Source organism: Microbacterium jepli (assembly GCF_047237905.1).
Taxonomy (GTDB): domain Bacteria; phylum Actinomycetota; class Actinomycetes; order Actinomycetales; family Microbacteriaceae; genus Microbacterium.
The window spans coordinates 416,070-442,288 of the sequence record NZ_JBDFLW010000005.1; the positions used below are offsets into that span (position 1 = coordinate 416,070).

Consider the following 26,219-nt stretch of genomic DNA (forward strand, 5'->3'; position numbering starts at 1 on the left):
TTAGCATAGCTCATTAGCCATGCTAAGGGGTTGCCGGAGCCCCGTCCTGCCCGCGCGCCTCCGCCGCGCGGCGACCGCCGCGCGAGGGCCCCAGCGACAGCGACGCGACCAGGCCGAGGGTGAGGAAGCCCGCCGCGGTGAAGGCTCCGAGGCGCGTGCCCTCCGAGAACGCGGCCTTGGCGTCGTCGGCGATCGCTGCGGTGTCGGGCGACTGCTCGAGTCCCGCGATCGCGCCGCCGGCGCTGTCGACCACCGCCGAGACCACCTGGTCGCGCTGCTCCGGAGGGAGTCCGCGGTCGTCGAGCTTCGCCCCGAGGATGCCGGCGGTGCTGGTGAAGAGCACGGTGCCGAGGATCGCGACGCCGAGCGCGGAGCCGATCTGCCGGGCGGTGGACTGCGTGCCCGAGCCCTGGCCGCTCTCGGCGACGGGCACGTCGGCGAGCACGACGCCCGTCAGCTGGGCGGTCGCGAGACCGACCCCGAAGCCGTAGGCGACCAGGCACGGGATGAGCCATCCCCATCCGATGTCGGCTCCGACGATGAAGCCCACGCCGGCCACGCCGATGATCTCGGCCACGAGCCCGATCCGCACGACGGCGACCGGCGAGATGCGTCCGGTCGTCGCACCGGCGGCGCCGCTCGCGACGAAGGAGCCGATCGCGAGCGCCAGCAGCGCGAAGCCGGTCTGCAGCGCGGAGAAGCCCTGCACGAACTGCAGCCACAGCGGGAGCGACAGGATGATGCCGAACTCGCCGAGCGAGACGACGAGGGCGGCGATGTTGCCGTTGCGGAATGAGGGGATGCGGAAGAGGCCCGACGCGATGAGGGTCGTCTTGCCGAGCCGGCTGCGGTGCCGCGCCCACAGCACGAAGGCGGCGACGCCGACGACGGCGATCGCGAACGAGAACGGAACGGGTGAGAGGGAGAACGGCCAGGTCCAGTCGCCGACGGCCGGGGCGGTCTCGGTGGTCCACCAGCCGTAGGTGCGGCCCTCGATGAGACCGAAGACGAGGGTCGCACTGGCGATGACCGCGAGGGCCGCGCCGCCGCCGTCGATCCGCCCGGGCTGATCGGCTCTCGACTCGCCGACGCACAGCAGCACGCCGACGATGATGAGGATGCCGAGCGGGATGTTGATCGCGAAGGCCCAGCGCCACGAGAAGTCCGTGGTGAGCCAGCCGCCCAGGAGCGGCCCGACCGCCGCCATGCCGCCGATGGTCGATCCCCAGACGGCGAAGGCGATGCCGCGCTCCTTGCCGCGGAAGGTGGCGTTGATGAGCGACAGCGTCGTGGGCAGCACCATCGCGCCACCGACGCCCTGCACGAGACGGGCGAGGATCAGCAGCCCGCCGGTGGGGGCGAACGCGGCGGCGACCGAGGATGCCGCGAACAGCACCACACCGAGGATGAGCAGACGGCGCCGTCCGAAGCGGTCGGCGAGGCTGCCGAAGACGAGGAGGAACGCTGCGAAGACGAGCGTGTACGCCTCCTGCACCCACTGCACCTCGGTGGACGTGATGCCGAGGTCGTCGACGATCGCGGGGATGGCGACGTTGACGATCGTCGAGTCCACGATGATCAGGGACACGGCGATGCTGATGAACACCAGGCCCGCCCAGCGTCGGCGGGTGAGGGTGTCGCTCACGGTCTCGTGCATGAGATTTACCTAGCTTTTCTAGCGATCTGTGGTCGCCGATACGTTAGCACGACGGCGGGCCGACGGCGATAGGCTCCGGACATGCCCGAGTACACCGACGCCTACGGCGTCACGATCGTCTACGACCGGCACCCCCTCACGGGCAGCTCGGGCGGCGGAGACGCGCGCGGAGTGGTGCAGCTCCTGCACGGCGTCGGGGAGCACGCGGGCCGGTATGCGCGCACGATCGCCGCGCTCACCGACGCCGGGTTCATCGTCTACGCCGACGACCACCGCGGGCACGGCCGCACCGGCATGACGCAGCACGGCGACGCCCTCCGTCTCGGCCGACTCGGGCCCGGCGGTCACCGCGCGGCCGTCGCCGCCCTGTGGCAGTTCACGACGCTCATCCGCGACGAGAACCCCGGCCTGCCCCTCGTGCTCCTCGGGCATTCCTGGGGATCGTTCCTCGCGCAGATCCTTCTCAACGACCACCCCGACGCCTACGACGCGGTCGTGCTGACCGGTTCGGCGCTGCGCTGGCCGGGTTCGCTGAACCACCGCCCGCTGAACGCGCCGTGGGCGGGGCCCGAGGCGACCGGCCTCGAGTGGCTGTCGACCGATCCCGCCGTTGCAGCGGACTTCGCCGCCGATCCGCTCACGATCGACGTCCCCCTCGCGAAGCTCTTCGGCGTCTCCGAGACGCTGCGCCTCGTCGGACGGCCGCGCAGAGACCTCGGCCGCGACATCCCGGTGCTCCTCATGGTCGGCCGCGACGACACGGTCGGCGGTCCGCGCAGCGTGCACCGGCTGGCCGACGCGTATCGCCGGCGCTCGGGACTCACCGACGTCACGACGCTCGTCTACCCCGACGCCCGGCACGAGATCTTCAACGAGGGCGTGCAGGAGGAGGTGCGGGCCGACCTCCTGGCGTGGCTCGACGCCCGCGTCCCCGTGCGGCACCGGCCGTAGGCTGAGAGCATGCACGGCGAATACAAGGTGCCCGGCGGCAAGCTCGTGGTGGTCGACCTCGAGGTGCGCGACGGGCGGATCGCGGACTTCCACCTCGCGGGCGACTTCTTCCTCGAACCCGACGACGCGCTCGCCGACATCGACGCGGCCGTCACGGGGCTTCCCGTCGAATCCGACGGCGGTCAGATCGCCGCCGCCGTGCGCGGAGCGCTCCCCGCTGGCGCGCAGCTGCTCGGCTTCACGCCGGAGGCCGTGGGCACCGCCGTGCGGCGCGCCCTCGTCACCGCGCCCGGCTGGAAGGACTTCTCCTGGGAGGTCGTGCACGACGCCCCTGTGAGCCCGCGCATGAACCTCGCCCTCGACGAGGTGCTCACCGCCCGCGTCGGCGACGGCCGCCGTAACCCCACGCTGCGCCTCTGGGAGTGGGACGAGTCGGCCGTCGTCATCGGCTCGTTCCAGTCGCTGCGCAACGAGGTCGACCCCGAGGGCGCGGCCCGCCACGGCTTCGATGTCGTCCGGCGCATCTCCGGCGGCGGCGCCATGATGATGGGCGCCAACTCGATCGTGACGTATTCGCTGTACGTGCCGGCATCCCTCGTGGCGGGCATGACGTTCGCCGACTCCTACGCCTTCCTCGACGACTGGGTGCTGCAGGCGCTGCGCTCGGTCGGCGTCGAGGCGACCTACCAGCCGCTGAACGACATCGCCTCGCCGCAGGGCAAGATCGGCGGCGCCGCGCAGAAGCGGCTGGCCAACGGCGGGGTGCTGCACCACGCGACCCTGAGCTACGACATGGACGGTCAGGTCATGACCGAGGTGCTGCGCATCGGCCGCGAGAAGCTCAGCGACAAGGGCACGGTCTCCGCCGCGAAGCGGGTCGATCCGCTGAAGAGCCAGACGGGGATGCCGCGCGCGGCCATCATCGACACCTTCATCCAGACGTTCTCGAACCTGTACGGGGCCGTTCCGGGGCACATCACCGACGACGAGTACGCCGAGGCGGAGGCGCTGGTCGAGTCGAAGTTCTCCACGGACGCGTGGCTGCGCCGCGTGCCGTGACCGACCCGACGGCGGACGCCGTCGCCGGCGGCACGGTCGCTCCCGGCCCGGCGCTCCGCGGCTCCGTCGCGATCCACCACGGCGACAACCTGGAGGTCGCGCGCACCCTGCCCGACGCGTCCTTCACGCTGATCTACCTCGATCCGCCGTTCAACACCGGCCGCGTGCGCGAGCGCGCGATCGAGACCGCCCGGGCCGCAGCATCCGTCCCTCCCGTCGCGGACGCGACTCCACGGATCGGTGCCGCCGACGCATCCGCGGCCGCGTCCGGCGCCCCTGCCGCCTCGGATCCGTGGAGTCCGGCAGACGCGGCCCCCGGCGCGCCCGCCTCGCCGGTCCGCACCGGCTTCCACGGACGGTCGTACGAGCGATTGCGCGGCGACCTGCGTGCCTACGACGACGCTTTCGATGACTACTGGGCGTTCCTCGAGCCCCGGCTCGCCGAGGCCTGGCGGCTGCTGGCCGACGACGGCACGCTCTACGTGCACCTCGACTATCGCGAGGTGCACTACGTCAAGGTGATGCTCGACGGGTTGTTCGGTCGCGACCGGTTCCTCAACGAGCTCATCTGGGCCTACGACTACGGCGCCAAGACCCGCAAGCGGTGGCCGACGAAGCACGACACGATCCTCGTGTACGTCAAGGATCCGACCGGCTACTGGTTCGACTCGGAGTCGGTCGACCGCGAGCCGTACATGGCGCCGGGGCTCGTCACGCCCGAGAAGGCCGCGCGGGGAAAGCTCCCGACCGACGTGTGGTGGCACACCATCGTCCCGACCACCGGCCGCGAGAAGACCGGCTATCCCACGCAGAAGCCCGAGGGGATCCTGCGGCGCGTCGTCCAGGCGTCCTCCCGGCCGGGCGACCGCGTGCTCGACCTGTTCGCCGGCAGCGGCACCACGGGCGCCGTGGCGGCCGCCCTCGGCAGGGACGCGGTGCTGGTGGACGCCAACCCGGCGGCGATCGAGGTGATGCGCCGGCGCATCCCCGACGCGGAGGTTGTCAACCCGAGGTGAGGCCGCGCGCCGCACGTCAGGATGGCGGCATGGCGCGACAGCGATGGGTGGTGGCCGGCCAGCTCGGCGAGGAGTTCGACGACGGCGGGCGGATGCTGCTGGTCGAGGCCCGCTCGGCGTGGAGCCGTGCCCCGATCCACCGTCGCAAGGCGCACCTCTACCTGTCGGCGATGCGGCACCGGAAGGCGGAGCTCGGCGACCGCATGGAGTACGTGCAGGCGGCGACGTTCCGTGAGGCGCTGGGGGGCCGCGACCTCGAGGTGGTCGATCCGACCTCCTACCGTGCCCGACGGCTCGCGCGCGAGCTGGGCGCCGAGATCCTGCCCAGCCGCGGCTTCGTCACGAGCGAGCCCGACTTCCAGGAGTTCGCCGACGCGCATCCGAAGGCCGCGATGGAGGACTTCTACCGCTGGGTGCGCGAGCGCACCGGCATCCTGATGGAAGACGGCCGCCCCGCGGGCAGCCGCTGGAACTACGACCACGACAACCGGCAGTCGCCGCCCAAGAACGCGCACACCCTCGGCCTGCCCGACCCCTGGTGGCCGGAGGAGGACGACATCGACGCCGAGGTGCGCCGCGACCTCGACCGCTGGGAGCGCGACGGCGACGTGCGCTTCGTGGGCACGGACGGGCCGCGCGAGTTCGCCGTCACGCCGGCGGAAGCGCGCGCGGCGCTGCGCGACTTCATCGAGACGCGGCTGAACGACTTCGGGCCGTTCGAGGACGCCATCCTCGAGGGTGACTGGACGATGGCGCACTCGCTGCTGAGCGTGCCGATGAACCTCGGGGTGCTCGATCCGCGCGAGGCCGTGGACGCCGTCGTCGCCGAGTACGCCGCGGGCCGCGCGCCGCTGGCGAGCACGGAGGGGTTCGTCCGCCAGATCATCGGGTGGCGCGAGTGGATCTGGCACCACTACTGGCGCTTCGGCGAGGACTACGTGCACAGCAACGTGCTCGCCGCGAACCGCGACGTGCCGCCCGCACTGCTCGAACTCGACGCCGACGAGATCGAGGAGGCGTGCCTCTCGCACGCGATCGGCACCGTGCGCGACCACGGGTGGGCGCACCACATCCAGCGCCTCATGGTGATCGGCAACCACGCGCTGCAGCGCGGCTACGACCCGCGCGCGATGAACGACTGGTTCGTGTCGATGTTCGTCGACGGCACGCCCTGGGTGATGCCCGCGAACGTGGTCGGCATGACCCTGCACGCCGACGGCGGTCGCGTGGCGACCAAGCCCTACGCGTCGGGCGGCGCGTACATCAACCGGATGTCGGACCACTGCCGCGGCTGCCGCTTCACGCCGACCGTGCGGATCGGCGAGAAGGCGTGCCCCTACACCGCGGGGTACTGGGCCTTCCTCGACCGGGTCGAGCCGATCCTCAGCGAGAACCACCGCATGCAGCAGCCGTTCGCGGGCCTCCGGCGCCTCGCCGACCGGCACGCCGTGGTGGCGCAGGAGCGCTCGCGCCCGCCCCTCGGGTTCCGCGCGGACGAGGACACGCCGCCGGTGCCGAGCGATCCCGCCTGATCGAGCCGCAGCATCCGGCCCGCTCCTAGGCTGAACCCATGCGATTCGGAACCTTCATCCCCCAGGGCTGGCGCTTCGACCTCGTCGGCATCGAGCCGGCCGATCAGTGGCGCGTGATGAGCGAGCTCGCGCAGCGCGCCGACGAGGGTCCGTGGGAGTCCCTCTGGGTGTACGACCACTTTCACACGACGCCGGTGCCGAGCGAGGAGGCCACCCACGAGGCGTGGACGCTGATGTCCGCCTTCGCCGCCGTGACCGACCAGATCCGCCTCGGCCAGATGTGCACCTGCATGGGCTACCGCAACCCGGCATATCTCGCGAAGGTCGCCGCGACGGTCGACCTGATCTCCGGCGGTCGCGCCGAGATGGGCATCGGCGGCGGCTGGTACGAGCACGAATGGCGAGCGTACGGCTACGGGTTCCCCGGAATCCCGGACAGGCTCGGGATGCTGCGCGAGGGCGTCGAAATCATGCATCAGGCATGGACCACCGGCACCGCGACCCTCGACGGGAAGCACTACCAGGTCGACGGGGCGATCGTGCAGCCGCAGCCGCTGCAGGAGGGCGGCATCCCGCTCTGGATCGCCGGCGGCGGCGAGAAGGTCACGCTGAAGATCGCGGCGAAGTACGCCTCGTACACGAACTTCGCCGGCTCGATCGAGGAGTTCGACCACAAGAGCGACGTGCTCCGCGGGCACTGCGAGAAGCTCGGCCGGCCGTTCGAGGAGATCACGCGGTCGTCGAACTTCAACACGATCATCGCCCCGTCAGAGGCCGAGGCGGAGGAGCGTCTCGCGCAGGTCGTGGCCCGCGTCGCGCCGCACGTGGGCGAGGAGCGCGCCGCCGCGATCGAGAGCGACTACCGCGGATCGCTGGGCTTCGGCACGCCCGAGCAGATCGTGGAGCGCCTGGCCGAACGGGCCGAGCACGGCCTCGGCTATGCGATCCACTACTTCCCCGAGCACGCCTACGACCGCTCGGGCATCGAGCTGTTCGAGCGCGAGGTCATCCCCGCCCTCCGCTGACCTCATGCCGCTCGTCGAGCGAGGAGCGCCGGCGACGAGACGAGACGCGTTTCGACTCGCTGCGCTCGCTCAACGGGCGGGCGCAGCGGTGGCGGAGGATCCCAGGCCCAGGGCCTGCAGCAGAGCGGCGATGTCGCCCGCCATGTCGATCGAGGGGTCCATCAGCCACTGCTCCTGCAGCCCGTCGGCGAGGGCGATGAGGATGCGGCTCAGCTGCTCGGGCTCCAGCGACGACGGCAGATCGCCGCGCTTCTGCAGGTCGGCGATGGCCGGCGCGAAGCGCGAGCGGATCTGCTCCACCCGCTCCCGGAAGTACTCGTGCCCGTCGTGGGCGGGATCCGTCGCGGCCGCCGACAGGTGCACGTACAGCTGCACCAGGCCGGGGACATCGGCGTTGTGCCGGATGAGCGCGAGGAAGCCGTCGAAGAGGGCGACGGGGTCGGGTCCCGCGGCGTCCATGCCGACGGCATCCACTTCATCACGCTTGCGCAGCACCTCGGTGAACAGCTCGTCCTTGCTGGCGAAGTAGTGCAGCAGTCCCGCCTGACTGAGGCCGACCGCGTCGGCGAGCTGGCGGACGGATGCTCCGCTGAACCCCTCGCGGACGATCACGTCCAGCGCGGTGGTGAGGATCTCCTCCCGCTTGGCGATGCCCTTCGCGTACGCGCCTCTCTGTGCCATAACTCGAGCGTATGGGCGCCCCGCGCGCGGGGGAGCGACCCGTCGCCTCACGTGTCGCGGCGGGCGCCCTCCGACGCGGCGACGGTGAAGATCGACGGCGCACCATAGCCGGCGGCATCGAAGGCGGCGCGCACGGCGTCACCCACCCGCTCGACGGCCGCGTGCTCCACGAGGGCGATGGCCGCCCCGCCGAATCCGCCGCCGGTCATCCGGGCGCCGATCGCGCCCGCCGCGACCGCGGCCTCGACGGCCGTGTCCAGCTCCGGCACGGAGATCTCGAAGTCGTCGCGCATGGAGGCGTGCGACGCGAGCAGCAGCGCGCCGATCGCGCGCGGGCCGCTCTCTCGCAGGGTCGCCACCGTCTCGCGCACGCGCTCGTTCTCTGTGACGATGTGCCGCACGCGGCGGAACGTCGTGTCGTCGAGCAGCTTCTCCGCCCGCGGGAGGTCGGCCACCGAGACGTCGCGGAGGGCGGGCACGCCGAGAGCGTGCGCGCCGCGTTCGCAGGCGTCGCGACGATCGCGGTAGCCGCCGGTCGCGTGGGAGTGCTTCACGCCGGTGTCGATGACGAGCACGTCGAGGCCCGCGGCGGCGAAGCCGAGGTCGACCACCTCGGTGTCGAGCGATCGGCAGTCGAGGAAGATCGCGGCATCCGTCCGCCCGAGCATCGCCGCCATCTGGTCCATGATCCCGGTGGGGGCGCCGACCGCGTCGTTCTCCGCCGTGCGGCCGATGCGCGCGAGGGCCACGGCGTCGAAGCCCAGCGACCACAGGTCGTTCAGCGCGGCGGCGGTGGCGCCCTCGATCGCGGCCGACGACGACAGTCCCGCGCCGACCGGCACGTCGGAGGCGATGGCGAGGTCGAGTCCGCGCGTGGGGGAGATGCCGGATGCTGCGACCGCCGCCCACGCGACGCCGATGGGATACGCGGCCCACTCGGGCACGTCCGACCCCGGGAAGAGGTCGGGCAGGTCCGCCAGGGCGACCTCGACCGGCTGTTCGGCGAAGGTCGAGGCGACGCGGAGCATGCCGTCGGCGCGCTCGGCAGCCACCACGCTGGTGCGGCGGTCGATCGCGAACGGCAGCACGAAGCCGTCGTTGTAGTCGGTGTGCTCGCCGATGAGGTTCACGCGGCCCGGGGCCGACCACGAGCCCAGCGGCTCGCCCGCGGTCAGCTCGGACAGCAGCGCGGACGCGCGGGACGCGGCATCCGTCCGTTCGTCCTGCGTCGTCATCGCGTCGTGCGCGTTCGGATCCGTCATCGTGCGATGGCCTCTCGGAGTCGGTCGGCGGCGGCCTCCGGGGCGATGTCGCCGATCCAGGCGCCCATCGCGGATTCGGATCCGGCCAGGTATTTGAACTTGTCGGCGGCGCGGCGCGGGGAGGTCAGCTGCAGGTGCAGGCGCACCGTGTCGCGGCCGACGCCGACGGGCGCCTGATGCCAGGCGGCGATGTAGGGAGTGGGGTCGCCGTAGAGGGCGTCGACGCCGCGCAGCAGGCGCAGGTAGACCCCGGCGAGCTCGTCGCGCTCCTCCGGACTGGTCTCTGCGAAGTCGGCGACGTGGCGGCGCGGCGCCAGGTGCACCTCGATCGGCCAGCGGGCGGCGAACGGCACGTAGGCGATCCAGTGCTCGGCCTCCAGCACCACGCGGGGACCGGCAGACTCGAAGGAGACGATGCGCTCGAACAGGTCGTCGCCCTCGCGCCGGATCGAGGCGAGCAGCAGCTGCGTGCGGGGGGTCAGGTACGGGTAGGCGTAGATCTGGCCGTGCGGATGCCGCAGCGTCACGCCGATCGCCTCGCCCCTGTTCTCGAACGGGAAGACCTGCTGGATTCCGGGCAGGCGGGACAGAGCGGCCGTGCGATCGGCCCATGCCTCGATGACCGTGCGCGCGCGCGTCGGCGTGAGCGTGCCGAAGGATCCCTCGTGCTCGGGCGAGAAGCAGACGACCTCGCAGCGTCCGACCGAGCTGCGCGTGCGCCCGAGCCCCGGGGCATCGAGGTCGGCGAGATCGCGCGGCGGATCGGCGGCCGCCGGGGCGTCGGCCGTGGCCGCGGCGAGCCCGGGGCCGAACGACGGCGACTTGTTCTCGAAGACGGCGACGTCGTACAGCGACGGGATCTCCGACGCGTTGCCGGGCGCCTGCGGAGCGAGCGGATCGAGGTGGGCCGGCGGCAGGAAGGCGCGGTTCTGACGCGAGGCCGCGATCGAGATCCAGTCACCGGTGAGCACGTCGCGACGCATGGTGGCCGTCTCGGGCCGCGCCTCGAGCACGCGCGGGTCGACGCTCCGCTCCGGGGGGAGCATGGTGCCGGGGTCGTCGTAGTAGATGAGGTCGCGGCCGTCGGCGAGGCGCGTCGCGCGCTTCACCACGCCGGCGCCGAGCTCCTCGACGAGCGAGGGCGCATCGCCGGGGGAAGCGTCGCCCGAAGGGCCGTCTGTCGGGAGCGTGTTCACGATAACACGCTACGCGCAGGGGATGGTAACGTCAACACGGGAAGGGGTGACATGGCGAAGCGCGCCTCGATGGCCGACGTCGCGGCCCGCGCGGGGGTGTCGGCGCAGACCGTGTCCCGCGTGGTCAACGGCAGTCCGCGCGTGGATCCCGCCACCCGCGCTCGCGTCGAGACGGCCATGGCTGACAGCGGATACCGTGTGCACCGCGCCGCGCGGGCGCTGCGCACCGGCCGGTCCGGCACCCTGGGCGCGATCGTCTCCACGCTCGCCACCGTCGGCAACTCGCTCCTGCTCGAGGCCGTCACCGAGGCCGCCGCCCGACGCGGGTACGACATCGCGCTCGTCACGATCGGCGACTCCCTCGCCCAGGCACTCGACCGGCTGCGCGATCAGGGCGTCGACGGCGTCGTCGTCGTGAACGAGGCATCCACCCTGGCTCACGCCGCCGAGCTGCCCGCCGACCTGCGCTTCGCCGTCGTCGACTCGCCCTTCGACGACCGGTACGTCGGTGTCGAGACCGACCACGTCGGCGGGGCGAGGGCCGCCACCGAGCACCTTCTCGCCCTCGGCCACCGCACGGTGGTGCACATCGCGGGTCCGGCATCGTCCTACGCCGCCTCCGAGCGCGAGCGCGGCTGGCGGGAGGCGCTCTCCAGCGCCGGCCGGGTCGTCGGCGACGTGGTGCGCGGCGCCTGGACCTCCTCGTCGGGCTACGACGCGGCCCGCGCGCTGCTCGAGGCGGACGCCATCGGCTCGGCCGTCTTCGTCGCAAACGACCAGATGGCGCTCGGCGCGCTGCGCGCGCTGGCCGAGCACGGACTGCACGTGCCCGAGGACGTCTCGGTCGTCGGCTTCGATGACGTGGCGGATGCCGCGAACTACCGTCCTCCGCTGACGACCGTGCGCCAGCACTTCGACCGCCTGGGCGAGACCGCCGTCGCGATGCTGGTCGACGGTGCCGACGCCGGACACTCCCGCCTGGTGGTGCCGGCCACGCTGGTCGAGCGCGCCAGTACGGCTGTTTTCCGGCCCGTGTAGAACGCGCTGAGCGTTTCGACTCGCTGCGCTCGCTCAACGGGCGGGTAGGGCTGTGCGTTTCGACTCGCTGCGCTCGCTCGACGGGCGGGGAGCGGTGAGCGTTTCGGCTCGCTTCGCTCGCTCAACGGCGGGGAGGGGTCAGGCCGCGCGGCGGGCTTCCCAGCCGCTGCGGACCATCTCGTCGACGCTCCAGCGCATCTTCCAGTCGAGGTCCTGCGCGGCGAGCTCGCCGGAGGCGACGATGCGGTCGGGATCGCCCGGGCGCCGGGGCGCGATGTCGGGGGTGAAGTCGATCCCGGTGACGCGGGCCATGGCATCCATGATCTGACGCACGCTCAGGCCGTCGCCGGAGCCCAGGTTGTACGCGGCATGCAGCGGCTCACCGGCGGCCAGGCGCTGCGCCGCGGCGACGTGCGCGAGCGCGATGTCGGCGACGTGCACGTAGTCGCGCATGTTCGTGCCGTCAGGGGTGTCGTAGTCGTCGCCGTTGATGCGGGGCGTGCGGCCCTCGATCAGCGCCTCGAACACGAGCGGGAAGAGGTTGTGCGGACTCGTGTCGTAGATCACCGGGTCGCCGGAGCCGACGACGTTGAAGTAGCGGAGCGACGTGTGCCGCAGCGGCGAAGCGGACTCGGCGGTCGCGACGCCCTGGTCGCGCAGCAGCCACTCGCCGATCAGCTTCGACTCGCCGTACGGCGACGCCGGCGCCTTCGGGGTGTCCTCGGTGACGAGGTCGACGTCGGGGGTGCCGTAGACGGCCGCGCTCGAGGAGAACACGATCGAGGCGACGCCGGCGGCCGCCATCGCCTCGAGCACGACCCGCGTGCCCTCGACGTTCTGCGCGTAGGTGTGCAGCGGGCGCTGCACCGAGACCCCCGCATACTTGTAGCCCGCGACGTGGATGACGCCGGTGACGTCGTGCTCGCGCAGCGTGCGCTCGACGAGCTCGCCGTCGAGGATCGACCCCTGGACGAACGGCACGCCGTCGGGCACGAAGCCCGCGTGACCGCTGGAGAGGTCGTCGAGCACGACGGGCGGGAGGTCGGCGGCAGCGAGTGCGCGCACGACGTGGGCGCCGATGTAGCCGGCACCGCCGGTCACGAGCCAGGACATGGGTCTCCTCCGGATCGGAACGGTGCGGCGCAGGGGGCTGGTCCGCGCCACCCACGCTACCGGTGCCAGGATGACGACATGAGCGTCGTCATCGCGGTCGACTCGTTCAAGGGTTCGCTCCCGGCCGCGGCGGCCGCGCAGGCCCTCGCGGAGGGATGGCGCCGCGCGCTCCCCGCGACGGACCTGCGCCTGCTGCCGATGGCCGACGGCGGCGAGGGGACGCTCGACGCGTTCGCTGCCACCGTGCCCGGTGCGCGGCGCATCCCCGTGCGCGTGACCGGACCGGCCGGATCGCCGATCGACGCCGCATGGCTCCTGCTCCCGCCGACCCCGCGAGCGCCCGCCGGCACCGCCGTCGTCGAGCTCGCCGCGACCTCGGGCATCGAGCTGCTCGGAACAGCGCTCCGCCCCCTCGACGCCGGAACGCGCGGCGTCGGCCACGCGATCGCCGCCGCCCTCGACGCGGGCGTCTCGCGCGTCGTGGTGGGCATCGGCTCGAGCGCCTCCACCGACGGCGGCGCGGGTCTCCTCCAGGCTCTGGGCGCCGACCTGACGGATGCCGCGGGCACCGCGATCGCGGACGGCGGCCGCGGCCTGGCGGCCCTCGCCGCCGTCGACCTGACGGGGCTGCGTCCCATGCCGGACGGCGGCGTCACCGTCCTCACCGACGTGCGCAACCCACTCCTTCGGGCCGACGGCGCGGCGGCCGTCTTCGGCCCGCAGAAGGGCGCGACGCCCGCGGAGATCCGGATGCTGGACGACGCCCTCGCCCGCTGGGCAGCGCTGAGCGGGGTCGATCCGCGCACCCCCGGCGCCGGAGCCGCCGGCGGCGCGGGCTACGGGCTCCTCGTCTGGGGCGCGATCCTCCAGCCCGGTGCGTCGGCCGTCGGAGAGCTCATCGGTCTGGAGCAGGCGGTGGCCGCAGCATCCGTCGTCATCACGGGGGAGGGGGCGTTCGACGGGCAGTCCTCGGCGGGCAAGGTCCCGGGCCACGTCGCCGCGCTCGCCGCCGCGCAGGGAGTGCCGGTCCTGCTGGTGGCCGGCCGCATCGCTCCGGATGCTGCAACCGACGCCTTCGCGCACACCGTCTCCCTGACGGAGCTCGCGGGCGGCACGGCCGGAGCGATGCGTGATCCTAGGCGATGGCTTCGGGCGGCCGGTGAGAGCCTGGCGAGGAGGACAATGGGGACGTCTTAATCCCCCCGAAGGAGACCATGTACACCGTCAACGCCTACGCCGCCCCCTCCGCCACCGAGCCGCTGGAGCCCACCACCATCGAGCGCCGCGACCTCGGCCCGAAGGACGTGCTCATCGACATCGCCTACGCCGGCATCTGCCACTCCGACATCCACACCGTCCGCGGCGAGTGGGGCGAGATCGTCTACCCGCAGGTCGTGGGTCACGAGATCGTGGGCACCGTGGCGGAGGTCGGCTCCGAGGTCACGCTGCACGCCGTCGGCGACCGCGTCGGCGTCGGCTGCATGGTCAACTCCTGCCGCGAGTGCGAGAACTGCAAGGCCGGCATGGAGAACTACTGCCTCAAGGGCAACGTCGGCACGTACGCCGGCAAGGACAAGGACGGCACCATCACACAGGGCGGCTACGCCGAGAAGATCGTCGTGGTCGAGGACTTCGTGCTGCGCGTGCCCGAGTCGATCCCCTACGAGGCGGCCGCGCCGCTGCTGTGCGCCGGCATCACCACGTACTCCCCGCTCGCGCACTGGAAGGTCGGTCCCGGCAGCCGTGTCGCCGTCGTCGGCCTCGGCGGACTCGGCCACATGGCCGTCAAGATCGCCCACGCGATGGGCGCCGAGGTCACCGTGCTCTCGCAGACGCTCAGCAAGAAGGAGGACGGCCTCAAGATGGGCGCCGACCACTACTACGCCACGAGCGACCCCGAGACGCTGAAGAATTTGCGCAACTCGTTCGATCTCATCGTGAACACCGTCAGCGCCCCGCTCGACCTCGACGCCTACCTGCGCACGCTCGCGCTGGACGGCACGATGGTCAACGTGGGCGCCCCGCCGGAGGCGCTGCCCCTGCACGTCTTCACGCTCTTCGCCAACCGCCGCACGTTCGCGGGCTCGAGCATCGGCTCGATCGGCGAGACACAGGAGATGCTCGACTTCTGCGCCGAGCACGGCATCGCCCCCGAGATCGAGCTCATCGACGCGTCGCAGATCAACGAGGCCTACGAGCGCGTGCTGAAGTCCGACGTGCGCTACCGCTTCGTCATCGACACGGCGACGCTGGCTCCCGCGAGCTGACCCGGGGCTGCGTTTCGTCTCGCTGGCGCTCGCTCAGCGACCGGTCTCCGGTGGTTGAGCGAGCGTCCGCTCGTTGAGCGAGCGAAGCGAGTCGAAACGCGCGCTCAGCCGCCGAGCGCCGCCGACACGACCGCGCGGGCCTCCTCCTGCACCTCGCGCAGGTGTTCCTCGCCGCGGAGCGACTCGGCGTAGAGCTTGTAGACGTCCTCGGTGCCCGACGGCCGCGCGGCGAACCACGCGTGCTCGGTCTGCACCTTCAGCCCGCCGATCGCGGCGCCGTTGCCCGGAGCGTGCGACAGCTTCGCGGTGATGGTCTCACCGGCGAGCTCCGTGGCACTGACGGCCTCCGGCGAGAGCTTCGCGAGCTGGGCCTTCTGCGCGGGACTGGCGGGCGCATCCACCCGCTGGTACGCGGATGAGCCGAATTGCTGCTCGAGCTCCGCGTAGCGCTGCGACGGAGTCTTGCCGGTGACCGCGAGGATCTCGGCCGCCAGCAGGCACAGCAGGATCCCGTCCTTGTCGGTCGTCCAGACGGTGCCGTCCTTGCGCAGGAACGAGGCCCCGGCCGACTCCTCGCCGCCGAAGGCGACGGATCCGTCGAGCAGGCCCGGCACGAACCACTTGAAGCCGACCGGCACCTCCAGCAGCGTCCGGCCCAGCGCGTCGGCGACCTTGTCGATGATCATCGACGACACGAGGGTCTTGCCCACCGCGGCGTCGGCCGGCCAGCCGTCGCGATGCGAGAACAGGTAGTCGATCGCCACCGCGAGGTAGTGGTTCGGGTTCATCAGGCCCGCGTCGGGCGTGACGATGCCGTGCCGGTCGGCGTCGGCGTCGTTGCCCGTGAGGATGTCGTACTCGCTCCGACGCTCGACGAGCGACGCCATGGCCGAGGGTGAGGAGGGATCCATGCGGATCTTCTCGTCCCAGTCCAGCGTCATGAACTTCCACGTCGGGTCGACGTCGGGGTTCACGACGGTGAGGTCGAGTCCGTAGACCTCGGCGATGAGGGCCCAGTACTCGACGGATGCCCCGCCCAGCGGGTCCGCGCCGATCCGCACGCCCGCGCGGGCGATGGCCTCGACGTCGATGATGTTCACCAGGTCGCGCACGTAGCCGTCGCGGAAGTCGTACGCGCCGAGTGTATCGGCGTCGATGTCCTTGAACGCGGTGCGCTTGACGCCCTCGAGCCCGGCCGCGATCAGCTCGTTGGCGCGGTTCGCGATCCACCCGGTGGCGTCGGTGTCGGCGGGTCCGCCGTTCGGCGGGTTGTACTTGAATCCGCCGTCGCGCGGAGGGTTGTGGCTGGGCGTGACGACGATGCCGTCGGAGCGGCCCGGGTCATCGAGCGCGCGGCCCTTGTTGTACGTGAGGATGGCGTGGCTGAGCGCCGGCGTCGGCACCCACGAGTCGCGGGAGTCGAGCCGCGCGTCCACGCCGTTCGCGACGAGCACCTCGACGGCGCTCCGCTCCGCGGCGAGCGACAGGCCGTGCGTGTCGCGACCGAGGAAGAGCGGCCCGGCGATGCCCTGCGCCGTTCGGTAGTCGACGATGGCCTGCGTCGTGGCGAGGATATGGTCCTCGTTGAAGCTGGTCGACAGGCTCGACCCGCGGTGCCCGCTCGTGCCGAACGCCACGCGCTGCTCCGGAATCGAGGCGTCGGGCTTCCGGTCGTAGTACGCGGCGATCAGTTCATCGACGTCGATGAGATCGGATGCTTCGGCTGGCTGTCCTGCGCGGCTCATGGCCCCAGTCTTGCACCGCGCCGCGCGATCCGCGCCGGTTCTCCCCGGCTCACGCACTTCTGCCGCAGACACGTTTTCCCACGGCCGCTGAACTTCACGCTCACACAGCCTCCGCCGCAGACATGTTCTCTCACGGTCGTTGAACTTCACGCTCACACAGCTTCCTGGGGGTACCCGTGCAGACCCGGTGCCACTGCGCACCCAGTGAGCCCGCAACTGAGCCACTCAGCCCGCAACCCACCCCACCCCGTCCCCCCCCGACCGAATCCCGAGGCTGTGTGAGCGCGAAGTTCATTGCTGTTACGGGAAAGCAACCGCGCGCCCGCCAGGCGAGGCGAGTCGGGCGATAGTGCATGCCGGGTGACCGAGGCCAAGCCTCCACCCAATCCTGAGGCTGTGTGAGCGCGAAGTTCATTGCTCCTACAGAAAACTGGATGCGCGCCCGGCGGTGGGGTGAGCCGGGAAACAGGGCAGGCAGGAAGGCCGAAGCGGCCGGAATCCCAGGCGAGATGACAGACGAGAATCCCACCCCGAACCGCGGCGGAGCCGGAGACGACCGCCGACCTCAGGAGCCGAGCGAGGATGCGCGGGCGACGAGCGCGTCGAGGGCGGCGCGGAGGGCGGGCGAGTCGGCCTGGGTGCGCCGGTGCACCGCGACGACGTCGCGCGTCGAAGCCGGGTCGGCGGTGGGAATCGCGACGAGATCCGGTCCGAGGTCGCCGCGTCCGAGCCGGGGCACGAGGGCGACGGCGAGGCCGGCGCGCACCATCTCGATGTGGTTCGGGAACTCCATCGACTCGTGCACGATCCGCGGGGCGTTCGGCACGCCGTCGAAGAGCCGCCGCAGCCACTGCCGACAGATGGTGGCCTCGAACGTCGCGACCCAGCGCTCGTCGGCGAGGTCGTGCGGGTGCAGCACGTCACGGTCGGCCAGCGGGTGGCCGCGCCGCAGGATGACGTCGGCGACATCGGTGAACAGGGGCGTCTCGACGAGCGGTTCGGGCATCGCGAGCGCGACCCCGCCCCAGCGGTGCACGACGCCGAGGTCGCGCTGCCCCGACGCGACCAGAGCGATCGTCTCCCACGGCTCGCTCTCGCGCAGGGGGAGCGAGAGGCCCGGATGCTGCCGCCCCAGCTCCGCGATGACGGGGACGACCAGCCCGCGCACCACCGTCGAGAACGCCGCCAGCCGCACCTCGCCGACGAGGGACTCCGTGTCGGCGGTGAGCTGCAGGTCGGCGCGGAGACGCTCGAGGTCGGCGAGGATCGGTGTCGTCGCCACGACGAGCCGCGTGCCCGCCTCAGAGAGCATCACGCCGCGACCGACCCGCTCCAGCAGGATCACGCCCGTCTCGCGCTCCAGACGCTTCACCTGCTGCGACACGGCGGACGGCGTGTAGCCGAGCGCGGCCGCGGCGGCCACGACGCTGCCCTGCGTGGCGACGGCGCGGAGGGAGACGACGGCGTCGAGGTCGATCATGAAGCGATGCTAACGGGTGAGGAGCAGAAAGCATCGCTTGTCCTTCATCGGCTGCTGCGCTGGAGTGGAAGCGTGAGCAGACGTGACATGATCCTGGCCGCGATGGTGGCGTCCTTCTGGGGTTTCAACTTCGTGGTGATCGACTGGGGGATGGCGGGCATCCCGCCGCTGCTGTTCGTGGCCATCCGCTTCCTCGCGGTGGCGGTCATGGTCGTCGTGGTGCCGCGACCCGCGGCATCCTGGAGCACCGTCATCGGCGTCGGCCTCTTCATGAGCCTCGGTCAGTTCGGACTCCTGTACACCTCGCTCGCGTTCGGCCTGCAGCCCGGCCTCGCCGCGCTCCTCATGCAGGCGCAGGCCGTGTTCACGATCCTCATCGCCGCGGGCGTGCTGCGGGAGCGCCCCACCGTGGCGCAGTCGGTCGGCGTGGCCGTCGGCATCCTCGGTCTCGCCATCGTGGCCACCGGTCGCGGGGGCGACGCGCCCGTGCTCGCCGTGCTGCTTGCCCTGGCCGCCGCGCTCTCCTGGGCGATCGGCAACGTCATCGCGCGGCGCGCGGGTGTCGTGACGGGCCGCGGCCCGCTGGGCGCTCTGTCGCTCACGGTGTGGTCCGCGCTCGTCGTACCGGTGCCCGCCCTCGTGCTGGCGCTCGCCGTCGACGGGCCCGCCGCGATCGGCGCGGGTCTCGCGGCGTTCGGCTGGCGACCCGCGGTCTCGACGCTCTACACCGCGGTCGTCTGCACCGTCATCGGCTACGCCGTCTTCAACAGCCTGCTGGCCCGCAACCGCTCGGCGGCGGTCGTCCCGTGGGTCCTGCTCGCGCCGGTCGTCGCGATGGCCGCGGCCGCGCTGCTGCTCGGGCAGATCCCGAACACCGCCGAGGTCGTGGGCGGCATCGTGCTGGTGGTCGGCGTGCTGGTCACGAGCCTGCGACGAAGGATGCCGCGGCCCGCGCCGACCGCACGGAACGGCGTCGGAGAGCGGGTCCGCCCGAGCGAGCCGCTGCTCACGGAGGAGGCGGTGCCGCCGCGGCTAGGCTGAGCCGGTGACCTCGGACAGCCCGCCCCCGCGCCGTACCTACAGCTATCTCGGGCCGGCGGGAACCTTCACGGAGGCCGCGCTCGCGCAGGTGCCGGAAGCCCGCGATCAGCAGTGGCGCTCGGTGCGCAACGTCGGCGAGGCGCTCGACGACGTGCTCGAGGGCCGGTCGGACGCCGCGATGATCGCGATCGAGAACTCCGTCGACGGCGGGGTCTCGGTGGCGCAGGATGCGCTCGCCACGATCCCCGGCCTGCGCATCGTGGGGGAGTACCTCGTCGCCGTCGACTTCGTGCTCGTCGCCCGGCCGGGCACGCGGCTCGAGGACGTCTCGCTCATCGCCGCGCACCCCGTCGCCTACGCGCAGTGCCTGCGGTGGCTCACCACCGCGCTGCCCGGCCACGCGCACATCCCCGCGGCCAGCAACGTCGCCAGTGCCGTCGGCCTGCTCGACGGCAGCAGCGACGCGGATGCCGCGATCGCCCCGCCCGGGATCCTCGACCACTACGAGCTCGAACCGCTCGCGCGCAGCATCGGCGACAACCCCGACGCCGTGACCCGCTTCGTGCTGGTCAGCCGCACGGTCACCCCGCCGCCCCCCACCGGCGCCGACAAGACGTCTCTCATCGTCGAGCTGCCCGAAGACCACCCGGGCGCGCTGCTCGAGCTCCTCGAGCAGTTCGCCACCCGCGGGATCAACCTGAGCCTGCTCGCGTCGCGCCCGATCGGCGACGCGCTGGGTCGCTACCGCTTCGTCATCGACGCCGACGGGCACGTCGAGGACGAGCGGATGGCCGACGCCCTGCTGGGCCTTCGGCGCTTCAGCCCGCGCGTGGTCTTCCTCGGGTCGTATCCCCGAGCCGACCGCGCGGTCATCCGCTACCCGGAGCGCTACTCCGACGACGTCTTCGTCGAGGCGCGCGACTGGCTGCGCGGACTGATCAGCGGCGAGCCCGAGGCGTGACGTCCGGGCTCTGACGCCCGATCAGGTCAGGCTGCGGCCATGGCCGGCGCGAGCGCGGCCGCGATGAGCTCGATCGTCTGCACGCGGCCGGGCGCAGCATCCATCGGCTCGTTCTCGTACGCCCCGGCGATCGGCGAGATCATCACCTCGTCGACCTCGTGCTTCGCGGCGAAGGCGACGAGGTCGGATGCCACGTCCGCACCGGTCCCGACGAACCACTTGGCGCGGCCCGAGGTCATGATCGAGCGGGTCATCGCGTCGAAGTCGTCGGCTCGGGCCAGCGACTCCTCCACCGTCTCGAGCGGCACGAGCGGCATGTTCGAGCGCAGCCGCGCCATCATCCGCTGGTTCGGGAGCGACCGCGCCTCGGCCTCCTCGGCCGTGGGGGCGGCGACGACGTTGACGGTGAGGAACGTCCGCGGCGCCGCGAGCATCTCGCTCGGCTGGAAGCCGGTGCGGTAGAGATCGAGTGCGCGCTCGAGTCCTTCGCCGGAGAAGTGGTTGGCGAAGACGTACGGCAGACCCATGGATGCTGCGAGCCGGGCCGAGTAGTCGCTCGAGCCCAGCAGCCACACGTCGGGCGTGCCGGTCGCGGCGGGCGTCGCGCGCACCGCGTAGTCGCGGCCCGAGGTGAAGCGCAGGGTCGCGCCGTCGGCCGAGACGAGCGACAGTATGTCGGCGACGTGGTCCGGGAAACGCTCGACGTCGCTCGTCGTGCCCGACTGCCGCAGGAGCTGCGTGATCACGGGGTCGCTGCCGGGCGCGCGCCCGATGCCGAGGTCGATGCGGCCCGGGGCGAGGGCCTCGAGGGCGGCGAACTGCTCGGCGACGACGAGCGGCGAGTGGTTGGGGAGCATCATGCCGCCCGACCCGACGCGGATGCGCGCGGTGCGCGCCGCGGCGGCCGCGATCAGCACGGGCGGCGTCGTGGAGGCCACCGCGGGCATGTTGTGGTGCTCCGCGAACCAGTACCGCCGGTAGCCGGCGGCGTCGGCTGCCGTCGCGACGCCCAGGGAGGCGGCGACGGCCTGCGCGCTCGTCTGACCCGTGCGGACCGGCACGAGGTCGAGGACGGACAGGGCGGGGGCGGCTGAAGTGCTCATCCCTGAAGACAACCGCCCCGCGCCCCATCGCATTCCGCAAGCCCACGAGGCCGCCGCTAGTAGCTCAGCGCCGCGACGCGCCCTTCACGGCCTCGTACGCCTGCAGCGCCGCCTTCCGCGTCTCGCCGAGATCGACGATCTGCGGTGGAGGGGAATCGGAGACGTGGTCGGGCGCCCACTCGGCGATGTAGCGCGACTGCGGGTCGAACTTCTTCGCCTGCAGCTCGGGGTTGAAGATGCGGAAATAGGGAGCCGCGTCGGCGCCCGAGCCCGCGACCCACTGCCAGTTGAACGCGTTGCTGGCACCGTCGGCGTCGACGAGGGTGTCCCAGAACCACTCCTCGCCGATGCGCCAGTCGATCATCAGGTTCTTGATGAGGAACGACGCCGTCACCATCCGCACGCGGTTGTGCATGTAGCCGGTCTGCCAGAGCTCGCGCATGCCGGCGTCGACGATGGCGAAGCCGGTGCGGCCCTGCTGCCACGCGGCGAGGTGCTCCGGGTCGGGCGGCGGCCACGGGAACGCGTCGAAGTCGCGGCGCAGGTTCTTCGTCGCGAGATCGGGGAAGTGGAACAGCGTGTGCCACGCGAACTCGCGCCATCCGAGCTCCGACAGGAACATGCCGCCGACACCGGCCTGCACCGACTCGTGCCAGATCGTGTACGGGCTCAGCTCGCCCCAGCGCAGCCGCGGCGACAGCAGCGAGGTCGACCCGGCCGACGGCGTGTTGCGCGCGGCCTCGTACGACGAGCTGTCCTCGGTCAGGAACTCGTGCAGACGGTGACGCGCCGCCGGCTCGCCCGGCTCCCACATCTCGCGGAGGCCGCCGGCCCAGTCCGGATGCTGTGGCAGCAGCTCCCACGAATCGAGCTCGTCCGAGGCGGGAGCCTGGGAGATGCCGGGGATCGCACCCGGCTCGGGAAGGGGCTCGCGTGGCGTCGGAAGCGAGAGGCAGGCGCGCCAGAACGGGGTGTAGACGGAGTACGGCGTGCCCGATCCGGTCGCGACGGTCCACGGCTCGAACAGCACGGACGCGGCGAACGACTGCACCGTCAGGCCGTCTTCGCGCAGCGCGGTCTTGAGCGCGGCGTCGATGTCACGTTCGGGCTGCCCGTAGCGGCGGTTCCAGAAGACGGCGCCCGCTCCGGCATCCTCCGCCACCTCGGCGACGACCTTCTCGGCCGGTCCCCGGCGCAGCACCATCGTCGACCCGCGCTCGCGCAGGCGCTCCGCCAATGACGTGAGGGAGTGGTGCAGCCACCACCGGGCGGCGCCGCCGAGGGGACGGATGCCGGGACTCTCGTCGTCGAGCACGTACAGCCCGATCACCGGCTCGTCACGGTCGAGCGCGGCCTGCAGGGCAGGGTGGTCCGCGAGACGGAGGTCGTCGCGGAACCACACGATGGACGGACTCGTCATGGAGCCATCCTCCCGAGCGCCATCGACGTCGGCGCGGGCTTGACAGTCCGGATCAGAGACGAGAGGTGTCGTGACCTGCCGGGAGGGCGGCGATGATGCCGCCCGCCACGAGGCGCACGCGGATGCGGGTGGCCTCGCCGAACTCGTCGCCGTCGAGCTGCACCGCCTGCGCGCTCTCGGCCTGCAGCTCGATGCCCTCGCCGCGGGAGTAGATGACGGTGTTGTCGCGGGTCCGCAGCGACAGCACCTGACGGCCGGCGCGGAAGCGGCGGAGGAAGCTGTTGTCCCACGCGACCCGGCGCCAGACGAGGAACCAGCCCCAGAAGTTCTTCGGCGCGAAGATGGCGACGTCGAGCTCGCCGTCGGAGACGGATGCCTCGGGGATGAGCTCGAGGCCGGCGGGCAGTGATCCGCAGTTGGCCACGAGGATGCTCTGCACGCGGGCCGAATGGAGCTTCCGGCCCGGTATCTGGTACATGATCCGGAACGGCGTGGCCCGCGCGAGCGAGCGCGCCGCCCCGTCGACGTAGGCGATCCAGCCGACCTTCTTCTTGAGGTCGCCGCTGGTGTTCGCGATCATCGCGGCGTCGAGCCCCATGCCGCCCATCACGACGAAGGCGTGCTCGACGGAGCTGCCGTCGGGACGCCGGAGCGCGGCGAAAGCCACATCGATGGGCAGCCGGTCGCCCTCGAACGTCGCGCGGATCATTGTCTCCGGATCGCCGAGCGGCAGGAAGAGGTTGCGGGCGAGGAGGTTGCCCGTGCCGCTCGGCACGATCGTGAGCGGCACGTCCGACCCGCACACGGCCTCCGACACCGCCCGCACCGTCCCGTCGCCGCCGGCGACGAGCACCGCGTCGACGTTCTCGGCGAGGGCGCGGCGGGTGACGCCGTCGCCGAGGTCCTCCACCGTGGTCTCGAAGAAGAGGGGCTCGTCCCAGCCGGCCTCCGCCGACAGGCGCGAGACCGAGGAGCGCAGCTGCGCGGCGTCGACCTTGATCGGGTTGTAGACGAGGGCGGCACGACGCGACGGCGGCTCGACGTCGGCGGGAGGCACGCGATCGGCCGACACGTCGCCGGGACCGTTCGCCATGGGTACACCTTAGGGCCGTCGTTCAGAGCTTCCCCTGAGAGCGCGAAGCGGTCCGCGGCGCGGCGGGCCGCGGCATCCCGCCCATAGAATCGAGGGGTGATCGATCCCCAGCTCCTGCGCGACACGCCCGAGATCGTTCGCGAGTCCCAGATCGCCCGCGGCCTGTCTCCCGAGACCGTCGACGCGGCCATCGCCGCCGACCGCGACCGCCGTGCCGCCATCACCGCGTTCGAAGAGCTGCGCGCGGCCCAGAACGCCCACGGCAAGACGGTCGCGAAGGCATCCAAGGAGGAGAAGCCCGCGCTCGTCGCGGCGGCCAAGGAGCTCAGCGAGCAGGTCAAGCAGGCGCAGCACGCGGCGAGCGCCGCGGAGGATGCCGCGACCGCGGCCATGGCGGAGATCGAGAACATCGTCATCGAGGGCGTGCCCGCCGGCGGCGAGGACGACTTCATCACGCTCCGCACGCACGGCGAGCCGCCGACCTTCGACTTCGCACCCCGCGACCACCTCGAGCTCGGCGAGATGCTCGGCGCCATCGACATGGAGCGCGGCACGAAGGTGTCGGGCAGCCGCTTCTACTTCCTCACCGGCATCGGCGCACGCCTCGAGATCGCGCTGATGAACCTGGCGCTCGACCGTGCGCTGCAGGCCGGGTTCACCCCGATGATCCCGCCGACGCTCGTGCGTCCGGAGGTCATGCAGGGCACCGGGTTCCTCGGCAAGCACTCGGCCGAGGTCTACCACCTCGAAGACCAGGACATGTACCTCGTCGGCACGAGCGAGGTGCCCCTCGCGGGCTACCACATGGGCGAGATCCTCGAGGTGGCCGACAAGCCCAAGCGCTACGCCGGCTGGTCGACCTGCTACCGCAGCGAAGCGGGCTCGTACGGCAAGGACACCCGCGGCATCATCCGCGTGCACCAGTTCAACAAGCTCGAGATGTTCGTCTACACAACGCCGGAGGCGGCGGAGGAGGAGCACCTGCGGCTCGTCGGCCTCCAGGAGCAGATGCTCCAGGACCTCGGCCTGTCCTATCGGGTGATCGACGTGGCCGCGGGCGACCTCGGCTCCAGCGCCGCCCGCAAGTACGACGTCGAGGCGTGGGTGCCCACGCAGGACGCGTACCGCGAGCTGACCAGCACGAGCAACTGCACGACGTACCAGGCTCGCCGGCTCGACATCCGCCACCGTCCGGCCGTCGAGGCGGGCGCCGCTCCGGCGAAGCCGACGCCGGTCGCCACGCTCAACGGCACCCTCGCCACCACCCGGTGGATCGTCGCCCTCCTCGAAACCCATCAGCGGGCCGACGGCTCGGTGACGGTGCCCGAGGTGCTGCGGCCGTTCCTCGGCGGACTCGACGTGCTGGAGCCCATCGCGTGACCCCCGACGATGCCGGCATGCCCGACACCGGGACGGTCGACGTCTCCCCGCAGAAGGACGCCGCGGAGCTGGTGCAGGAGATCGCCGAGGATGCCACCTCCGGCGCCTCGGAGCGCATGCTCATCGCCCTCGACATCGACGGCACCGTCCTCCTCGAGGACGAGACGCTGAGCCCCGGCATCGTCGACGCCGTGGCCGACGCGCACGCCGCGGGGCACGAGGTCATGCTCGCCACCGGACGCAGCTGGAGCGGCACGCAGCACATCCAGCAGCTGCTCGAGATCGAGCCGGAGTACGTCGTGTGCTCGAACGGCGCGGTGGTGCTCAAGCGGGAGACGGATGCCGCGGGCACGAGCTCCTACGTCCGGTTCCACACCGAGACCTTCGACCCGCGCACGGTGCTCGAGCTCCTGCGCACGCACCTGCCCGACGCGCATTTCATGGTCGAGCTCGAGGACGGGGTGCGCCTCTACACGGAGTCGATGCACAACTGGAACCTCTCCGAGGCGCGTGAGGTCGCGTTCGAGGAGCTGGCGCAGCATCCGGTCAGCAGGGTTGTCGTCGTCGCGCCCGACCACAGCGAGGAGGACTTCCTCGCGCTTGTGAGCGACATCGGGCTCAACCAGGTGTCGTACGCCATCGGCTGGACCGCGTGGCTCGACATCGCCCCGATGGGCGTCGACAAGGGCACGGCCCTCGAGATGGTGCGCGGGTGGCTGGGCGTTCCGTCGGAGCGGGTGATCGTCTTCGGCGACGGCCGCAACGACATGGGCATGTTCGCCTGGGCGCTGTCGAACGGCGGGCGCGCGGTCGCCATGGGGCAGGGTCCGCAGGAGGTGCGGGATGCCGCGGGTGAGCGCACCACGTCGGTGACCGAGGGCGGCGTCGCCGCCGTGCTCCGCACCCTCTGACGCCCTGACCCGTTTCGACTCGCTTCGCTCGGCCGACGATCGTGTCGGTCGTTGAGCGAGCGGAGCGAGACGAAACGCCGGTCGCGCCCCTCGTTCAGGACCCGCTCAGCCGTGTTCGCGAGAATGGGGCACGATGGCCCGTCTACTAGACTCGGCCTCTGTCGACGGATGACGCCCCCGCTCGGGGCGCTCCGCCGGGAGGGTTGTCCGAGCGGCCGATGGACCTGGTCTTGAAAACCAGTGGGCAGCAATGTCCCGTGGGTTCGAATCCCACACCCTCCGCCCTGG

At 71.8% G+C, this 26,219-nt stretch carries 22 protein-coding genes and 1 tRNA gene; 13 read left to right on the plus strand and 10 right to left on the minus strand.

All coding sequences use genetic code 11. The features are described from left to right. Positions 1-22 precede the first annotated feature (22 nt). On the minus strand, positions 23-1,657 hold the full coding sequence (locus ABC304_RS06200; protein WP_412929591.1) for an MFS transporter: 1,635 nt from the start codon (positions 1,655-1,657) through the stop codon (positions 23-25). An 81-nt stretch (positions 1,658-1,738) separates the two neighbouring features. Between ABC304_RS06200 and ABC304_RS06205 the strand changes: the two genes are divergently transcribed. The 5 genes from ABC304_RS06205 to ABC304_RS06225 are packed head-to-tail and all read left to right on the plus strand — an operon-like array spanning position 1,739 to position 7,240. Continuing rightward, positions 1,739-2,608, plus strand: a complete 870-nt coding sequence (locus tag ABC304_RS06205) for an alpha/beta fold hydrolase (protein WP_412929592.1) — start codon at positions 1,739-1,741, stop codon at positions 2,606-2,608. 9 nt (positions 2,609-2,617) lie between these two features. After that, on the plus strand, positions 2,618-3,667 hold the full coding sequence (gene lplAB / locus ABC304_RS06210; protein ID WP_412929593.1) for a lipoate-protein ligase LplAB: 1,050 nt from the start codon (positions 2,618-2,620) through the stop codon (positions 3,665-3,667). Then, entirely contained in the window at positions 3,664-4,683 is a 1,020-nt protein-coding gene (locus ABC304_RS06215) for a DNA-methyltransferase (protein WP_412929594.1), read from the plus strand. Before lplAB ends, ABC304_RS06215 begins: the two co-directional genes overlap by 4 nt. A gap of 29 nt (positions 4,684-4,712) precedes the next feature. Then, positions 4,713-6,215 (plus strand): cryptochrome/photolyase family protein, encoded by a 1,503-nt coding sequence (locus ABC304_RS06220; protein ID WP_412929595.1) that lies wholly within the window; start codon positions 4,713-4,715, stop codon positions 6,213-6,215. 38 nt (positions 6,216-6,253) lie between these two features. Further along, complete coding sequence (locus ABC304_RS06225) at positions 6,254-7,240, plus strand: LLM class F420-dependent oxidoreductase (RefSeq protein ID WP_412929596.1); 987 nt, start codon at positions 6,254-6,256, stop codon at positions 7,238-7,240. Positions 7,241-7,309: 69 nt separating this feature from the next. On the opposite strand, the gene ABC304_RS06230 is transcribed toward ABC304_RS06225, so the two are convergent. Genes ABC304_RS06230 through galT form a run of 3 tightly spaced genes read right to left on the minus strand, consistent with a single transcriptional unit; the run spans position 7,310 to position 10,295 of the window. Then, positions 7,310-7,921, minus strand: a complete 612-nt coding sequence (locus ABC304_RS06230; RefSeq protein ID WP_412929597.1) for a TetR/AcrR family transcriptional regulator — start codon at positions 7,919-7,921, stop codon at positions 7,310-7,312. A 47-nt stretch (positions 7,922-7,968) separates the two neighbouring features. Next, entirely contained in the window at positions 7,969-9,183 is a 1,215-nt protein-coding gene (gene galK / locus ABC304_RS06235) for a galactokinase (RefSeq protein ID WP_412929598.1), read from the minus strand. Beyond that, complete coding sequence (gene galT / locus ABC304_RS06240; protein ID WP_412932854.1) at positions 9,180-10,295, minus strand: galactose-1-phosphate uridylyltransferase; 1,116 nt, start codon at positions 10,293-10,295, stop codon at positions 9,180-9,182. Before galT ends, galK begins: the two co-directional genes overlap by 4 nt. Positions 10,296-10,430: 135 nt before the next feature. Here galT and ABC304_RS06245 point away from each other — a divergent pair, with 135 nt between their 5' ends. Then, the gene (locus ABC304_RS06245) at positions 10,431-11,417 is read left to right on the plus strand and encodes a LacI family DNA-binding transcriptional regulator (protein ID WP_412929600.1); all 987 of its coding nucleotides are present in this window, start codon (positions 10,431-10,433) and stop codon (positions 11,415-11,417) included. A 138-nt stretch (positions 11,418-11,555) separates the two neighbouring features. Here ABC304_RS06245 and galE read toward each other — a convergent pair whose 3' ends face one another. Continuing rightward, positions 11,556-12,530: a UDP-glucose 4-epimerase GalE gene (gene galE / locus ABC304_RS06250; RefSeq protein WP_412929601.1), complete on the minus strand. Its 975-nt coding sequence runs from the start codon at positions 12,528-12,530 to the stop codon at positions 11,556-11,558. A 78-nt stretch (positions 12,531-12,608) separates the two neighbouring features. Between galE and ABC304_RS06255 the strand changes: the two genes are divergently transcribed. Both ABC304_RS06255 and ABC304_RS06260 read left to right on the plus strand, forming a co-directional pair. Continuing rightward, positions 12,609-13,727, plus strand: a complete 1,119-nt coding sequence (locus tag ABC304_RS06255; RefSeq protein WP_412929602.1) for a glycerate kinase — start codon at positions 12,609-12,611, stop codon at positions 13,725-13,727. A gap of 17 nt (positions 13,728-13,744) precedes the next feature. Beyond that, a complete protein-coding gene (locus ABC304_RS06260; protein WP_412929603.1) occupies positions 13,745-14,797 on the plus strand; it encodes an NAD(P)-dependent alcohol dehydrogenase in 1,053 nt (350 codons plus the stop codon). A gap of 104 nt (positions 14,798-14,901) precedes the next feature. Here the strand turns inward: ABC304_RS06260 and pgm are convergent, their stop codons facing one another. Together pgm and ABC304_RS06270 are read right to left on the minus strand one after the other, a co-directional pair. Continuing rightward, the gene (gene pgm, locus ABC304_RS06265; RefSeq protein WP_412929605.1) at positions 14,902-16,542 is read right to left on the minus strand and encodes a phosphoglucomutase (alpha-D-glucose-1,6-bisphosphate-dependent); all 1,641 of its coding nucleotides are present in this window, start codon (positions 16,540-16,542) and stop codon (positions 14,902-14,904) included. A gap of 565 nt (positions 16,543-17,107) precedes the next feature. Further along, positions 17,108-18,022 (minus strand): LysR family transcriptional regulator, encoded by a 915-nt coding sequence (locus ABC304_RS06270; protein ID WP_412929606.1) that lies wholly within the window; start codon positions 18,020-18,022, stop codon positions 17,108-17,110. A 72-nt stretch (positions 18,023-18,094) separates the two neighbouring features. Here ABC304_RS06270 and ABC304_RS06275 point away from each other — a divergent pair, with 72 nt between their 5' ends. Together ABC304_RS06275 and pheA are read left to right on the plus strand one after the other, a co-directional pair. Beyond that, entirely contained in the window at positions 18,095-19,063 is a 969-nt protein-coding gene (locus tag ABC304_RS06275) for an EamA family transporter (RefSeq protein WP_412929607.1), read from the plus strand. Between the two features lie 4 nt (positions 19,064-19,067). Further along, positions 19,068-20,024 carry a prephenate dehydratase gene (gene pheA, locus ABC304_RS06280; protein ID WP_412929608.1) on the plus strand — a complete coding sequence of 319 codons (957 nt, stop codon included), beginning with the start codon at positions 19,068-19,070 and terminating at the stop codon, positions 20,022-20,024. A gap of 26 nt (positions 20,025-20,050) precedes the next feature. Here pheA and ABC304_RS06285 read toward each other — a convergent pair whose 3' ends face one another. The 3 genes from ABC304_RS06285 to ABC304_RS06295 form a co-directional block, all read right to left on the minus strand. Further along, positions 20,051-21,127: an MsnO8 family LLM class oxidoreductase gene (locus tag ABC304_RS06285; RefSeq protein ID WP_412929609.1), complete on the minus strand. Its 1,077-nt coding sequence runs from the start codon at positions 21,125-21,127 to the stop codon at positions 20,051-20,053. Between the two features lie 64 nt (positions 21,128-21,191). Then, positions 21,192-22,547 carry a cryptochrome/photolyase family protein gene (locus ABC304_RS06290; RefSeq protein ID WP_412929610.1) on the minus strand — a complete coding sequence of 452 codons (1,356 nt, stop codon included), beginning with the start codon at positions 22,545-22,547 and terminating at the stop codon, positions 21,192-21,194. A gap of 52 nt (positions 22,548-22,599) precedes the next feature. Continuing rightward, positions 22,600-23,640 carry a diacylglycerol/lipid kinase family protein gene (locus ABC304_RS06295; protein ID WP_412929612.1) on the minus strand — a complete coding sequence of 347 codons (1,041 nt, stop codon included), beginning with the start codon at positions 23,638-23,640 and terminating at the stop codon, positions 22,600-22,602. Positions 23,641-23,736: 96 nt separating this feature from the next. On the opposite strand from ABC304_RS06295, the gene serS reads away from it, so the two are divergent. The 3 genes from serS to ABC304_RS06310 all read left to right on the plus strand — a co-directional run bounded on the left by serS (position 23,737) and on the right by ABC304_RS06310 (position 26,213). Further along, positions 23,737-25,020, plus strand: coding sequence for a serine--tRNA ligase (serS, locus tag ABC304_RS06300; RefSeq protein ID WP_412929614.1), 1,284 nt, complete (start codon positions 23,737-23,739; stop codon positions 25,018-25,020). Between the two features lie 17 nt (positions 25,021-25,037). Then, entirely contained in the window at positions 25,038-25,931 is an 894-nt protein-coding gene (locus ABC304_RS06305; protein ID WP_412929615.1) for an HAD family hydrolase, read from the plus strand. Between the two features lie 197 nt (positions 25,932-26,128). Next, positions 26,129-26,213: transfer RNA gene (locus ABC304_RS06310), tRNA-Ser, on the plus strand. Positions 26,214-26,219: the final 6 nt, after the last annotated feature.

Coding starts and splice junctions, on each gene's coding strand:
- ABC304_RS06205 (WP_412929592.1), top strand. CDS start 1,739: ATGCCCGAGTACACCGACGCCTACGGCGTCACGATCGTCTACGACCGG.
- ABC304_RS06305 (WP_412929615.1), top strand. CDS start 25,038: ATGCCCGACACCGGGACGGTCGACGTCTCCCCGCAGAAGGACGCCGCG.
- lplAB (WP_412929593.1), top strand. CDS start 2,618: ATGCACGGCGAATACAAGGTGCCCGGCGGCAAGCTCGTGGTGGTCGAC.
- ABC304_RS06260 (WP_412929603.1), top strand. CDS start 13,745: ATGTACACCGTCAACGCCTACGCCGCCCCCTCCGCCACCGAGCCGCTG.
- ABC304_RS06230 (WP_412929597.1), bottom strand. CDS start 7,921: ATGGCACAGAGAGGCGCGTACGCGAAGGGCATCGCCAAGCGGGAGGAG.
- ABC304_RS06290 (WP_412929610.1), bottom strand. CDS start 22,547: ATGACGAGTCCGTCCATCGTGTGGTTCCGCGACGACCTCCGTCTCGCG.
- ABC304_RS06285 (WP_412929609.1), bottom strand. CDS start 21,127: ATGAGCACTTCAGCCGCCCCCGCCCTGTCCGTCCTCGACCTCGTGCCG.
- pgm (WP_412929605.1), bottom strand. CDS start 16,542: ATGAGCCGCGCAGGACAGCCAGCCGAAGCATCCGATCTCATCGACGTC.
- ABC304_RS06245 (WP_412929600.1), top strand. CDS start 10,431: ATGGCGAAGCGCGCCTCGATGGCCGACGTCGCGGCCCGCGCGGGGGTG.
- galK (WP_412929598.1), bottom strand. CDS start 9,183: ATGACGGATCCGAACGCGCACGACGCGATGACGACGCAGGACGAACGG.
- ABC304_RS06255 (WP_412929602.1), top strand. CDS start 12,609: ATGAGCGTCGTCATCGCGGTCGACTCGTTCAAGGGTTCGCTCCCGGCC.
- galE (WP_412929601.1), bottom strand. CDS start 12,530: ATGTCCTGGCTCGTGACCGGCGGTGCCGGCTACATCGGCGCCCACGTC.
- ABC304_RS06200 (WP_412929591.1), bottom strand. CDS start 1,657: ATGCACGAGACCGTGAGCGACACCCTCACCCGCCGACGCTGGGCGGGC.
- ABC304_RS06220 (WP_412929595.1), top strand. CDS start 4,713: ATGGCGCGACAGCGATGGGTGGTGGCCGGCCAGCTCGGCGAGGAGTTC.
- ABC304_RS06225 (WP_412929596.1), top strand. CDS start 6,254: ATGCGATTCGGAACCTTCATCCCCCAGGGCTGGCGCTTCGACCTCGTC.
- ABC304_RS06295 (WP_412929612.1), bottom strand. CDS start 23,640: ATGGCGAACGGTCCCGGCGACGTGTCGGCCGATCGCGTGCCTCCCGCC.
- ABC304_RS06270 (WP_412929606.1), bottom strand. CDS start 18,022: ATGATCGACCTCGACGCCGTCGTCTCCCTCCGCGCCGTCGCCACGCAG.